At 35.1% G+C, this 14,550-nt stretch carries 12 protein-coding genes; all 12 read right to left on the reverse strand.

Annotated features, from left to right (window positions below; all coding sequences use genetic code 11):
* Positions 1–2: 2 nt before the first annotated feature.
* The 12 genes from F0365_RS00505 to F0365_RS00560 all read right to left on the reverse strand — a co-directional run bounded on the left by F0365_RS00505 (position 3) and on the right by F0365_RS00560 (position 14,254).
* Complete coding sequence (locus tag F0365_RS00505) at positions 3–887, reverse strand: glycosyltransferase family 2 protein (protein ID WP_169931850.1); 885 nt, start codon at positions 885–887, stop codon at positions 3–5.
* Entirely contained in the window at positions 884–1,768 is an 885-nt protein-coding gene (locus F0365_RS00510; RefSeq protein ID WP_169931851.1) for a glycosyltransferase family 2 protein, read from the reverse strand. Before F0365_RS00510 ends, F0365_RS00505 begins: the two co-directional genes overlap by 4 nt.
* Positions 1,765–2,901: a glycosyltransferase family 4 protein gene (locus F0365_RS00515; protein ID WP_169931852.1), complete on the reverse strand. Its 1,137-nt coding sequence runs from the start codon at positions 2,899–2,901 to the stop codon at positions 1,765–1,767. The genes F0365_RS00510 and F0365_RS00515 overlap by 4 nt, the downstream gene beginning before the upstream one ends.
* Complete coding sequence (locus F0365_RS00520) at positions 2,901–3,788, reverse strand: hypothetical protein (RefSeq protein WP_169931853.1); 888 nt, start codon at positions 3,786–3,788, stop codon at positions 2,901–2,903. The genes F0365_RS00515 and F0365_RS00520 overlap by 1 nt, the downstream gene beginning before the upstream one ends.
* Positions 3,785–4,981, reverse strand: a complete 1,197-nt coding sequence (locus F0365_RS00525; protein ID WP_169931854.1) for a polysaccharide pyruvyl transferase family protein — start codon at positions 4,979–4,981, stop codon at positions 3,785–3,787. Before F0365_RS00525 ends, F0365_RS00520 begins: the two co-directional genes overlap by 4 nt.
* Before the next feature lie 97 nt (positions 4,982–5,078).
* Positions 5,079–5,966 (reverse strand): class I SAM-dependent methyltransferase, encoded by an 888-nt coding sequence (locus tag F0365_RS00530; protein ID WP_169931855.1) that lies wholly within the window; start codon positions 5,964–5,966, stop codon positions 5,079–5,081.
* Entirely contained in the window at positions 5,966–7,192 is a 1,227-nt protein-coding gene (locus F0365_RS00535) for a polysaccharide ABC transporter ATP-binding protein (RefSeq protein WP_169931856.1), read from the reverse strand. The genes F0365_RS00530 and F0365_RS00535 overlap by 1 nt, the downstream gene beginning before the upstream one ends.
* A 2-nt stretch (positions 7,193–7,194) precedes the next feature.
* On the reverse strand, positions 7,195–8,040 hold the full coding sequence (locus F0365_RS00540; protein WP_169931857.1) for an ABC transporter permease: 846 nt from the start codon (positions 8,038–8,040) through the stop codon (positions 7,195–7,197).
* 172 nt (positions 8,041–8,212) lie between these two features.
* Positions 8,213–9,067: a polysaccharide pyruvyl transferase family protein gene (locus F0365_RS00545; protein ID WP_206071290.1), complete on the reverse strand. Its 855-nt coding sequence runs from the start codon at positions 9,065–9,067 to the stop codon at positions 8,213–8,215.
* A gap of 358 nt (positions 9,068–9,425) precedes the next feature.
* Positions 9,426–11,888 carry an exopolysaccharide transport family protein gene (locus tag F0365_RS00550; protein WP_169931858.1) on the reverse strand — a complete coding sequence of 821 codons (2,463 nt, stop codon included), beginning with the start codon at positions 11,886–11,888 and terminating at the stop codon, positions 9,426–9,428.
* A gap of 1 nt (position 11,889) precedes the next feature.
* Positions 11,890–12,687 (reverse strand): polysaccharide biosynthesis/export family protein, encoded by a 798-nt coding sequence (locus F0365_RS00555; RefSeq protein ID WP_169931859.1) that lies wholly within the window; start codon positions 12,685–12,687, stop codon positions 11,890–11,892.
* Between the two features lie 274 nt (positions 12,688–12,961).
* On the reverse strand, positions 12,962–14,254 hold the full coding sequence (locus F0365_RS00560; RefSeq protein ID WP_169931860.1) for a sulfate adenylyltransferase subunit 1: 1,293 nt from the start codon (positions 14,252–14,254) through the stop codon (positions 12,962–12,964).
* Between the last annotated feature and the right edge of the window lie 296 nt (positions 14,255–14,550).

Below are 14,550 nucleotides of genomic sequence, written 5' to 3' on the forward strand. Positions count from 1 at the left end.
TATTAAAGATAATGTGGCCCTTTAGTTTGAGTAATTTGTTTACTTAATTGACAGGCTTTAAACCAATCTCTTTGCTTACTCCTTAACTTTAAAACTTGTAAAACATTATTGATTTTACCCATCGACAGTTTTTTTAAAACCGTACCGTAATAGTCTAAAATAGGTTTTTCAAACTTTAACGGATTTGCATACATGACTTTAAATCTTCGCTCTTTTAATTTCCACCAAATGGAACTATAAATCTTAGGTTCACTAGGGATATTATTGTTTCTATCATGTATGAAATGAGACTGAGTAGCTAATATGATTTTTTTATGGTGATAAAGAACTCGGTGACAGTAATTATCATCTTCTCCATAATGCTGAAACAAAGGATCAAAACCACCTATAACTTCTAAAGTAGACATAGGTAACAACCAAGCTGCTGCGTTTATAAATAAGACTTCTTTAAATGGCTCATTGAACAATTGTGATGTTTCTATTCCCGCCTCTGTAACGTGGTAGACAAATCGAGTATCTAATGTCCTATTATCATTTTGAAATTGAACAGGACTTACAATAGCTACTTCCTCATTTACTTCATAAGCTTTTACACATTCAACAATAGTGTTTGAATTCAAATAAGCGTCTTGATTGAGCAAAAATACGCCTTGATAATCCAAAGGCCGTATATAACGTAACCCAACATTATTACCCATACCAAAACCTAGATTATTTTTTTGAAGCAATACAGTTGCTTTGGGATAACAGTCCTCTAAGTGTTTTACTGTTTCATCTTGCGAATTGTTATCTACTATAACAACGTCATACTTATCTGAAATAGAACGCATGCAGCAATCTATCCAAGGCATAGCATTATAGGTAACTATAAGAATTACTATTTTCATTTAAAAGCAGATTTAAAATTGCACTTTGCTCTATTCCATAATAAGGTGGGCTTATGAAACTTAAGTCTCAATTGATATTGCAATATAGGATGAAGCAAATCATAATAATCCTTATAAAGTAGTTCATCATAGATTTCATAATCTCTTATTTTCTTGGAACGATTCACATTTGTCGCTTGCGATTCATGAATTCTAAAACTTACTAAGTCTTTTTTAATTATTAATATAGGATACTTAGCTAGCACGCGATACCAATATTCGTAATCAAGAATCTGTTTTAAACTTTCATCAAAGTAACCCAACTCATCACACAACGACTTTTCAAACATCACACAAATAGGTTCTCCTATTTTATTGAGTGGAGATTTTTTAAACCATTCCTGTGAAAAAATACTACTGGTGATTTTTTGAAAATCACCTTCAACATTTGGAAATTGAAGTTGTAAATTCTTATATCGATCTATCCATAAATCAATTTCAGAGTTACTCATTTCTTCCATACGCATAAAGCTCCGCTGGCAAGCTACCATTTTACAATCTGTATGTTCTTGCAAAGCAAGTACCATTTCTTCAACACATTTAGGAAGCAATTTATCATCTTGAAAAAGGAACTTAATATATTTCCCTTGAGCATGTTTGATGCAGTTGTTCCAGTTTGATCCTATTCCATTTGGTTTATGGTTAATTATAGCTGTTGGAAGCTTTGTCTGTCTTTTAAAAAATTCTAAAATGGTAAGAGTATCGTCCTGAGAATTATCGTCACTAATGATAACTTCTAGGTTTTTGTAGGTCTGTATGATAATAGAGTCTAAAGCTTCATTTAAAAACTTAGCTCCATTATATGTAGGAATGCATATAGAAACAAGTGGTTGCTGCATCATCGGTTCTCAATTTGAGTTATGATTTGATAATATTGAGGACAAATTAAATCAGGAGTAAATTGATTAAAAACACTTTTAATGTTGTTTGAATGTGCTTGATATAAACTATGGTTTAAGATATAGTAATTTATGGCTAACGCAACTGCGGTTGTATCTAAGTAAGGTACAATTATGCCACAATTTTTTAAAACCTCTACCGTACCTGTTGCATCTTCAAAACAAATAATAGGAATTCCTATGCTTCCCACTTCAATTGCTACTAAAGGAAATGGATCTTCTCTTGACAATAATAAAAAAAGGTCGAAATTTTTAAAAACTTCTAGAGGTTCATTTGAGATTCCTAAAAAATATACTCTATCCAACAATCGAGCTTTTTTTAAATCTTTCTCTATAATTAATTGTTCATTTGGATCGCAATAACCCAACCATTGAAATTCAATAGTTACCTCTGGAAACAATTTACAAAACTGCAAAGCAGTTTGGATAAATAAATCACTACCTTTTCTCCAATGGACCGTTCCAGAAGCTCCAACAACAATTTTATCATTTAATCCTGCTGTTTTTTTAAAAGAAGAGTCTAAAGGCGTTGAGCATTCATAAACTCGAGAAACTTTATGATGTGGTAAATTATGATTTCCTATTAAGTTATCGCGCACCAAATCAGACGCGGTAATATAATGGCTAACATGCTCATCAAACTTACATAAATTAGGTAATTTTTGTTGTATAATAACCTCCAACTCATGCACATGAGCAATAAGCGTTTTAATGTCAAATGCCATTTTAATTTCAGCCCCGATAGGTATAGAAATGACTGTATTTGCATGTATGACATTAATTTTCCAATTTTTAATTATCCGAAACCATTTTTCCTTTAACGTCTTTTCGCTGAGCAATCCTGCCTTGTTTAAAAGTTGCTTTTTTAAACCTAGATTTTGAGAACTTTTTAAATCCTCCAATTCAATAAAACCATCACATAATGCTTCAAAACTACTAGAAATAGATTCTCGCTTTAAAGAAACCATATAAATTTTATGTTGTGGATGATATTTCCTAATCCACTGAATGAAATATAATATGACGTGTGGTGCTCCTGTACGAGAAGTCTCGTGTGTTATAAAAAGAATATTCATTAGATGAAATCTTTAACTTTTCCATCGAATATGATGACATTTTTATTTGGATAAGCAAATAGTTGGTTTCCGGATTTATTAAGATTTTCAACGACATAACTAAATCTATCAAAAATAGTTACACCACTATCAATAGAAGCAGAATAATGTTTTCCTGAATTAACCATAAAGGATTGTGTCCAATCATATCCCAAACCGGTTTTTTTAAATAAAATTTGTAATTCATCATCAAAAAAGTATTGTTTACTGATTAAGTCCACTCCTAACATCAGTACGTTTAATTCAGAATATTTTACGGAAACTAAATTTAGCACACTTGTTAAACTGCCTCTAAAATGATATAATTTTTGATTAAGATTACTCGCCCATTTATTATCATTATCCCAAAGATAATAAACATCTACAACATCTATTTCACTGTTTTTTTTTAATAATAATGGCTTTTTCCTAAAAGAATTACTTAAAAAAAACACCAAGCTATTATGCCATTTTTTTCTTATTGGTTTGATTAAATTACGACTTAGTTTAATTAGAATTGATTTCATTTTTAATATTCTGAAAATAGAATAAGAATAAATATAATAAATAAGTGATTGAGTAATTAAATCTTTTGAAGTTGCAGAAACATAAAACCTACTAGCTACTTTTTTAGTTTTATTAAGAGTCTCATAAAAAAAGTATTCCGAAGTCTTATCATGAAAATCATGAAAATAAATATCACTAGGCATAATTCCTGCCTTCTCGTAAAAAGTGCCGTATTTATTTATTCCTATACGTGCAACAGTCTTATTTGCCCATTGTTTTAAATCATCAGGCAAATCGTTAATACTAGCTCCAGAACCTAGAACCACTACCCATTCGTTTGGATTAGGATATTGATTGTTCAAAGGGTTTTATGTTTAATTTCAGTAATTGAATCACTAACATTCTTAATAGAAATCTGATATAATTCCTTTTGCTTTTCATTAATAAATGTTTTAATCTCCATGGTTTTAGATAGTACATCTAGAGCTTTGCTCTTCAACTCATCTTTATACCAAGTAGACAATACGTCAACTGCCCATTCTGGTTTCCCTATATCATCTAAAAACCATTGTAACTTATCATGAGAAACAATAGATAGAATAGGAGTTTTACAACCGAAAGGAATCATTTGAGCATGACCTCTCATTCCAATCACTAGTTTAGGACGCACATATGCTTCAATAATCTCTTTTGGGTGCTTTTGGTGAAGGTTAACTAATTCAAACGGTACTTCATAACTTTGTAAAAACGGTATAATAGCGTCATCAGACGGAAGGTGACTATAAAATTTAATAGGAATTATTATGGAAAGCTCTTTTAAAACCTGAGCCGTTTTTGATAAAATATCGCCTATTTTTTCACCAAATCTAAGATGAGATCTGTCAAAAGCTGCGTTAAATGCTATAAAATTTTGCTTATCATCATAGTTGAACTCATTCGGATATAGTTGTGCTATAAATGTTGTCATACATGGCTGGAACCTTAATTTATTATGTAAACGCTCTGGCAGGTAGTTTTCAATAGCATTAATACTACCATAGTTTCTTAATCCTATGTAAGTTGCTTTTTCTGCAAATGCACAGATGTTTTCAGTGAAGAATGGTTCAAACTCTTCCTGTCCCCTAAATCGATTATATCCTACCGCATATAGAATAACAGGAACTTTAATTTGATTTAACATCTCAATAGAGCACGGCCATTGCCAACCACTAATTTCATTAGGATTTGTGTCTCTTAAAAATAAGCCGCCACCGCCAATTACTACACCATTAGATTCGTTTATTCTATTAACTAATTCTATATCAACTTCAGAATAAACCTTTTGATTAATCCAATCTATTTTTCCAAATTCATGCTGCCAAGTGTCTTGTAAAACAATAGGTAATAAAACATCTCCTGCATTCCCGTAGTTGAATGCAGAAACATGAACTAAAGTTAAAGGGGTTTCGTTTTTAGAATAACTGATTATTTGTTGTAACTCTTCAGGTTTTTTAGATAATGCTATTGGCTTGACCAGCTTTTTAAACCTTCTCCATATCTTATTCATTATTTTCATTATTTATTTTATATTTTATATTAAGACAAACGACTTTTTCAATTAAAAATTCGTGGTCAAGCCCTTTTAATTACTAAAACAAGAATACCATAAGACATTATATTTTATCTAGAATTCGCTTTAGCATTCCTACTACTCTCTTTTTTAAACTTAATTTAATTTGAATTTTAGAATTTGTCTTATAAAACTCTTTAATTAAGTTTAATACCCTTTCTTTACTATCTGGAGCATATTTTAATTCAGTTCCTTTTGTAGCTATAACACCTACAAAACCTCTGTGCATGAAAAGATCATTGATTAAAAAACCTTCACTCTCTAACAACCATGCTAAACTAACATTAGAAAATGTGTTTACATGAACATCCCAGAAAAAGGTATCTAAGCTCTTTGTATATATATCATCAATTGTGGGACACTCAATATAAATAAGTCCATCATCCTTTAATATGCTGTACATATTTTTCACAAAAATTCGAGGATCTAAGACATGTTCAATCACATGAAAATTACAAATAAAATCCAATGGTTCCGATTTGTAATTTTCATCAAAAAGCAAAGTGTCTACATCAATATCATATCTATCTATTGCTACATTTACAAAATTTGTGTCTGGTTCAATTCCTTTCACTAAATGCCCTCTACTTTTAAGTAACCAAAGGAAACTGCTAGCACCACTACCTATTTCTAGACATTTTTTTTTAGTTGAGAAAAAGTCGGGTAGTTTTTGTTCAAGGATGTGTAATCTTTCCAGAGCCCAAGTTTCAGTTTGTATAAACTTTGCTAAATCAGGTTTATAAGATTTCCTAGCATCCATAGAAAACTCACCTTTTAAATACAAATTATCAATCTCATCGTTAGATATTCTAGGATAAGTATAAATGAAACCACAGTTATCACACACATAGTTCTCTAAATATTTATCTCCTCTTGAATTTGTATGAAGCAATTCATTCTGGACGGAAAGGCAAAGTGGACAAGTATTCATCAGTCTATTTTAAAATTAGCGTTTAATAATATAGGAACAGACGTGGTTAGAGGTGCATCTTTTACAAAAAATTTAAAACAATTCTCCTTTTTGTAAATCGTTCTACCTATATTAAAATGACCATTATTCAAATCAGTTTCAACAACAGTAATTCCTACATAAAATTTACCATTTGTAAAAAATGCCGGTATTTTACATCTAACCATAATTTTCTCACCAAAATTCTTGCTTACACCTAGATTTTCAAGTGAGGTAGTTAATGCTACGTGTACCATTTGTTCATCTGTAATGGGAAGGTGAACAGAAAAGTTTTCTATATCTATTGGACATTTCAGTTTAAAACTTAACTCAACTTCTTCTCCTCTAGATAATACTATAGATGATTCGTCATTTTCAATTTCCAAGTCATTTACTTTTAAATCGAGAACCTCTGCGCCATAAGGATTTATCTCATTTGATTTATAATTATCTGCAAATCTTAAATAATATTCTTCAACAAGTTGACCTACACTCTTTGATATTAAAAAGGTTTTTCCTTTATCTAGTAGAATTCCACGGTTACAAATTCGCGCAATTTGAGGCATAGAATGAGAAACCAAAATGATGGCACAGTTTTTCTGAATATCAGCAATTTTGTTCATACATTTAATCCTGAACCCTACATCCCCTACAGCCAGCACCTCATCAATAATCAATATATCCGGTTCCATCTGTGCCGCTACTGCAAAGCCTAGTCGCACTTTCATTCCAGAACTGTAATTTTGTACCGGCATGTCGATAAACTCTCGTATTTCAGAAAAATCGATGATTTCTTCTACTTTACGGTTTATCTCCTCTCTAGAAAACCCGAGTACCGCTCCATTATTATAAATGTTCTCTCTACCGGTCATGATGGGATTAAAGCCTGCACCTAACTCTATCAAAGCACTAACTCTACCTTTCATAGTCACTTTACCTTGATCTGGATTGATCAAGCCATTGAGTATTTTTAACAGAGTTGATTTCCCGGCGCCATTATGACCTATAAGTCCTAAGCACTCGCCACGTCTTACCTCAAAATTAATGTCTTGTAATGCCCAAAACTCCTCCGGGCGCAATGCTGTACTGGGCTTGCGCCCCCTTAAATTAGCCACAAGGTCATATGCTCCATATTTAAGACTCTTTTTAAGCGTTTTAGCAAACTTTTTTGATAATCCTTCAACTTTTATCAGTACTTCTCCTTCCATAATTATGCGCTAAAACGTTCTACAATTACTGGAATAGAAACCCTATAGATGGCCAGTGCGATTAAAAACACCGGTACCATAATAAGGAACAATGCCATAAAATAATTTAAAAAGGCTATATCCATACCTAGCAATATACTGCGATTCACTTCTAATAAAGGTGTTAATGGGTTGAGTTCCATAAATACTTTTAAAAAACCCTCTTTTGGGATCACATATACCACAGGAGTAAGGTACATCACAAAACCCATGACCATAGATATCGCTTTGGCCACATCTGTATACAACATTCCAATAGGTGTGATAAGGAGTCCAAAACTCACTCCTACCAGTATGAGTATTAAAAAAGTAAGTGGGAAGAGCAGTAGGGACCAAGAGGGAACTACCTGATAAAAAATCAATAAAACAACCATTAAGATAAACTTAAAAAGACTATTAAAAAGCTGTTTATACACCCCTGAGAGGATCAATGCTTCTTTAGGGAAATTAATTTTTGACATGATCCCTTTTGCTCCATTAGTTGCCGCTAATGGCATATTTATAGAATCCTTTAAGGTAGACCACAATAAGGTGCCACAAAAAACAAATAAGGCATAAGGCACACCCGTGTCGTCCAAGCCTACAGCACCAGAATTATTTAAAAAAATCCAAACCAACGCAGTAGAAAGTGGTCCTGCAAAAGACCAGAAGACCCCAAGTAACGACTGTCTGTATTGTGATTTTATATCTCTAGTAGCCAATTGTCGCGCAAGAAATCGAGAACTGTACAGGTCCTTTAAAGAATCCTTTACAAGCTTTATAAGGCTTAGGGAGTTTCCTCGTTGGTATATCTTGGTTTCTAAAGCCATAATATCATTGGTTTTATCTCTAGGGAACTGTTGTCATATATTAAAAAAGCAACAGAATTGAACTTGTTTTTAAACATCTTTTATGTGGGTTACGAGCTATACGTGTCGGACTTGATCAATTGAAATAACTAGGACCATAACTTATGCGTTACCTCTAAAATAAGCATACAACTCATACATCTGTGGTTTTAAAAGGACATACAGCGATTAAGCCTTGTTGTAGATTCCTAATATTCGATTCTTTTGGTAATTTGTTGGTGTGTTTTTTAACTATAGAAACACCTTCTTCTAAAGAAACTGCGCTATGCATTGGTTCTGGTAAATAGGTGTCTAATCCTACAGATAAAAAATAATCATGGTACTTCACTCCGTCGCCAAATATACGATCTGAAAAACAAACTTGTACGCCAGGAATCCCATAAGCATGTGCTACAATCACCCCATGTAAAGAAGAAGATATTATTTGTTCACAAGAAAGTATTTCTTTGGTGGTCTCTTCAATAGTATTGGTGTTAAAATCAATGATGTTGATCTGAGTTTCGTCTCGGTACCATTCTTTCACTTGTTGAAGGTCATTGATGTGAGGGATAATACCTAAAGCATAACGCTTTTCTACTACTGGATTGAAATACAAAGGCAACAACAATGCTGGATCCCCATAAACTTCTGGACAGTCATAACCTAATTCTAGGATCCGCTTTCGCGAAAGCGGACCTCTAACTGCCAAGAAGGTAGCAGCAGCAATGGGCTCCTCTTTAAAATTGATCCCGCTGCCCCAGACGATGCAGTAGCTATTGATATGAGCAAGCACACTTCCTATAGTCACATAAAGCGGTTGGAAATAATTGAGAAAATTAAATTTAGGAACTCGCACCCATTGCACTTTTTTACCCGATATACGCTCTACTAAATACGCACCCAACAAATCTCCGTAGTTTTCTTGAGGCTTTTTTTGGATAAAAATCTCGCTCCACCAGTACAATCGTATCTTTTTACCCATTAAAATTACTTTTAGACTTCGTTTCATAAAGTCTTTATTTTGTATCACTCCTAATTCTTTATCAACTAAAGAATAGGCACAGCATTAAGGCATTGCAACAAGCCTATTTGTGATGAGCTTGAGGAAGTACCAAAGTAGCTGGAGAACAAGTATATTCAGTTCTATCTAATTTCCTATTTACACCTTCTTCACAGCTGGCACCTAAAACTTTAAAGCTCCATATATAACTTCTAAAAACTCCCTACTCGATTAATTCTATATAGCGAGCATTAAGGCTCTTGAAATACAGTTCTTTATAATCTAAAGTCTTATTACTAGCATCAGACTTCTTTATTCTTTATTCCATAATCGATATTCGGCATTCAAAACCTCTTGTCTAAGGAAATTATCTTGGCTTTATAATTCCTTTGATTATTTTTTTAATTCTTATCATAACACCAGCATTCTTCTCATCTTCATGATACCCATTACCATAAGCGCCATAACCGTAACCATAACCATAGCCATAACCATAGCCATATTTACCACGATCGTTAAAGTAATTGAATACAAAACTTAGGTTTTTGATCTCCCCACGTTTGTATTTTTCATTGACCACATCCAGCATCCCTTTCTTGGTATAGCCTTGGCGCACCAAATACAGGGTCGCATCTGCATATTTGGCAATCTCTAACGCATCTGCTACCAGACCCAAAGGAGGTGTGTCTAAAATGATGTAATCGTAATCTTTTTTAAACTGCTCAATCATCTCTCCTGCGCGTTTGGACATGATCAATTCGCTGGGGTTGGGCGGTACCGGACCGGAAAGAACAATATCCAGATGTTCTATTCCTGTAGGACGTACGATATCCTTTAAACTACAATCATTTACTAAAAAATTAGACACTCCTAGATCGTTATCCACCCCAAAATCGTCAAAAATCTTAGGTTTTCTTAAGTCCAGTCCGATCAATAAAGTACGTTTGCCGCTTAACGCAAAAACCGAAGCCAAATTGATACTGGCAAAGGTTTTTCCTTCTCCACTCACACTACTGGTCACCATGATGGTACGTGATCCATAGAGCGACTCTTGATTGTATATAAAATGCAAACTAGAACGTATGCCTCTAAAAGATTCGGCTATGGTAGATTTGGGTTTGTCCTTTACGATAAGATTGGTAGGATGGTTCATTTTACCGACCACCCCTATGACGGGTATGGGAGATAATTTTTCAATATCCTTAGGAGTGTGAACAAAATTATCCAAAATGGTCAGCACAAATGCCAATGCAATAGGAATCGCTAGACCTACCAGTAAGGCAATCAAATAATTGATATTAGAATCCCGACGTGTACCCCCGCCACCGGTATCCTTTGCTTCATCAATCACATACACATCAGACACGTTAGCCGCTTTGATCAGCTCTGCCTCCGCTTTTCTAGACATATACACATTATAGGCATTTTTATCCAGATCGAATTGTCGTTGTATTCTTAAAAATTCTTGTTGTTCTTTTGGTAATTTTTTAATTTGGGCCTCCACTTCATTGATCTGAGCATACAACCTATTCAGTTCCCTATTAAGCAAGCTGTTGGAGCTTTTGATATTTTCATAGATCACCTCTTTGATAGCGTTGATATCCCGATCAATTTCTCTAAATACCGGCGCGTCTGGTCGCATGGCAAATTCTCTTTTTTTGCGTTCTTCAGAAAGAGCGATCAATCGTGACACGGCTCCAGAAATACTACCTTCTTCTATTCCTACTACCGATGGTGCTTGAATCACCGTATAGTCCGTTTTATTTTTAAGGTAAGATTTTAAATTATCATAATAATTCAACTTATTTTGAATCCCCCGTTCTAAGATTTCAAACTCGGACAACCGCTTATTAAAATCAGAATTTTGCGTCAACGCATCGAGCACCTGGGATTTATCTTTAAAATCCTCCAGGTCTTGTTCAGATTTTTGCAACGCTTTTTCCTGTAGGACCAAAGAGCTATCGATGTAATTGATCGTACTGACGGCAAACTTATTTTTACGCTCCAGCTCTCCTCTTTCTAGAATGACAGAGCTGGTATTGATGTAATCGATCAATCGTTGTTTGTTACCGCCGCTTAGGCTTAAAAGCAATATAGAAGAACCTTCAGGAGCTGGTCTGATAGCAATATTTTTATACCGATTCACCGTTCCCCAATAATTTCCAAAATTAAACAACCATTCTCCTCCTGTAGCGATATTTGCTCCACGTTTTTCGATCAGCGCATTTAAGAATGGCAATTGTATGGAGTCTCCAAATTTGAATTGCTGTTTCCAATTGCCTTGAGGAACCTTTAGGCTTTGGCTTCTTTTCTCCCCATAATGATAGCCTCCAGCGGTTGCATTTGGAAAATTAGTCGAAAGTTCAAAACGTTCTTGATCCAGCACTTTGATCCTAAAATACCTGCCGTAAAGCTGGGCTTTATTGGTATCAGCATACACAAAAAAAGGTGTTTGCTTATAGGCATCTGTATTGTAGTAATCCCCTTCTTTGATATAATTGGTGTAATACTGCAATTCATCCACCACTTGCTCGGCATGGGTCCTGGACTTGAATTGTACAATAGCTGTAGTTACTTTATCGGTAGTTCCTCCCCAATTAAAAGTCAGGCTGGTATTGCTGGTAAATAGTGGGTTGGAATTGTCCTTGATACTGATTAAAGAACTGGCATTATAAATAGTCTGTATAAACTGATTCTTATAGTAGGCGTAGCCGAAGGCGATACCTATACATAAAAGGAACAACCACCACAACTTAAGCAGGTTGAGTGCAAACTGTCGGATATCAAATATTCCAGCTAAGGAATTGACTTCTTTTTCTTCTTCTTCCATTTTATAAACGTGTAAAGAATAATAATGTGGTGACTAATGTAGTAAATATCGAAATAACAGTGGTGAATGAGGCTAGGCCTGTAGTTCCTGTTCCCAAAGCTTTTTGAGGTAGGGGACTCACCACTATCATGTCGTTAGGTTGTATGTAATAATAAGGCGAATACACCACGTCTATAGTGGTCAAATCCAGTTCATGGGTGCGCACACCGTCCGGGTATTGACGAACGATCTTCACTGCCGTTAAATCACCAGTAATCGGCACCCCACCGCCGTCTGCGATAGCTTCTACAATACTCACTTGGTCTCTATAGATGGTTTTTTGTCCCGTACCACCTACTTCTCCTACCATGGTATATCGAAGTCCGTCGAGTTTAACAGTAACAAAAAGATTGGCATTTTCTTTAAAATATTCATTGACCAGTCGTTTTTCAATCAATTCTCTCAACTCTTCCACCGTCATCCCTAAAGCTTTTATTTTACCCAATTGTGGTATGCGTATATCACCGTGTTGATCTAGGGAATAGCCTGTAAAGTAAAGCCCCCCGCCTTGTGCACCACCACCTGCAGCATTTGTTATGTTGAACATCTTAACTAGATCTGGATCAAGAGGTGCTTTTATTTGAATGGAAAGCACGTCATTCACCTGCAAACGATAAGGCGGTTGCATCTTTCTTATGGTGATTAAGGAGTCGTTTAAGTTAGATTTAGACTCCTGTAAGTAAGTGATTTTACGAGTAGGTACGAAGGAACTAGCGAGCAACAATAAAAAAAGAAGGATTAGGCCTAACAGCTTTCTCATGTATAAAAATAAATAAGACGCTAATATAGAATTATTGCGGCAAATTACAGGCATGCTTTGAATTGAAAAGTAAAAAATCAACCCGCAAAGACATACAGATTAATTTTCCACTTCTTGTAGGTATGGAGTGACCAACAAAATGAGCGGAATTTATTGAGATACCACCTGAGCTAAGATTACCTGTACGGAGTCTATCGAAATGTAGCATTAAAGAGGACAAGGCTAAAAATCGAATTTTAATATTCCATATTCAAAAAATCACATCCTTCAAAACTCAACGATTCAAAAACTCCGTAACTAAGACCCTTACCTCAACGATCATCCCCGCAGCTATGGTTTCATGGGTTTGCTCATCTACGAGAATCACACTTCCCGTCATTCTATTTTCTCTATACCGGTCAATCATAAGCGCCTTGCTGATTTTAAGAGTCACACGCCCTATCTCATTCATTTGAAATTCCTCTGGCGTATCCATTCGTTTGAGGCTTTGGATATCAATTTTATAGACCTTATCCTTGATAATACAAACTTGTTCGTTATTAGCATGCATGATTTTATATTTTTTCCTAGGCAAAGAAGGTTGGTCGTGGAGCCAACACATCATGATGTCAAATTCTTGTGAGAGCTCGGGTACATTATTAGAACGTACGAGCATGTCTCCTCTCGCCACATCAATATCATCTACTAAAGTGATCGCAACAGACATAGGAGCAAAAGCTTCGTCTACTTCTTGATCTCCTAAATGAATGCTGGCTACTTTTGAAGTAAACCCAGAAGGAAGTGCGGTGATCTCGTCTCCTTTTCTGACCACACCACTGCTCAATCTACCGGCATAGCCTCTGTAATCTTCAAATCCTTTTAATTGAGGCCTGATCACCGTTTGTACGGGAAAACGAAAATCCAATTTATTCAAATCACTACTAATATGTAGGGTCTCTAATGTATACAACAAGGGCGCTCCTTGGAACCAACTCATGTGTTCAGAGCGGTGGACCACATTATCCCCATCTAAAGCACTCATAGGAATAAAAGTAATATCCCTAGTCAACATTTTTGAAGCGAATTCTTCAAAGTCTCTTAGGATCTTGTTATACACCTGCTCATCGTAATCCACCAAATCCATTTTATTCACACATACAATAATGTGAGGGATGTTTAATAAACTGGCAATAAAGGCATGTCTTCTGGTTTGCTCGATCACCCCATGTCGGGCATCGATAAGAATCAAGGCTACATTTGCCGTGGAGGCTCCAGTCACCATATTCCTGGTGTATTGGATATGTCCGGGAGTGTCTGCTATGATAAACTTTCTTTTGGGCGTGGTAAAGTATCGGTACGCCACATCTATAGTAATGCCTTGTTCTCTTTCATCTCTCAGACCATCAGTAAACATGGCGAGGTCAATAGATTCTAGCCCTTTTTGCTTGCTGCTATTTTCTACTGCGTTGATCTGGTCTTGAAAAATAGATTTGGAATCGTACAACAGCCTACCGATCAAAGTGCTCTTTCCGTCATCTACACTTCCTGCCGTCGTAAATCTTAATAATTGGTTATTATCTATATTCATTTTTTACTTCTTTTATACTGGGAAACTCTAATTTCCTTTACTCTTTTCTCTTTAGCCTTTGTTCAGAAGCTAAAGTTTTAAGTCTCTATTTCTTTTTCAAAACCTCCTCCCACATTCCCAATACCCAATACCTCACATCTATTTCAATCCAAGCTTTTTCCAGGTCCCAAAAGATTAAGGTATCTAATTCTTTATGTTTTCAAAACCTCCTCCCACATGCCTAAATATAGGACTCATACCTTATCCCAAATGCCTCATGCCGCATACCTCAATATAGGACTCATGCCTATTTCCGC

The organism is Nonlabens sp. Ci31, assembly GCF_012974865.1.
Lineage (GTDB): Bacteria > Bacteroidota > Bacteroidia > Flavobacteriales > Flavobacteriaceae > Nonlabens.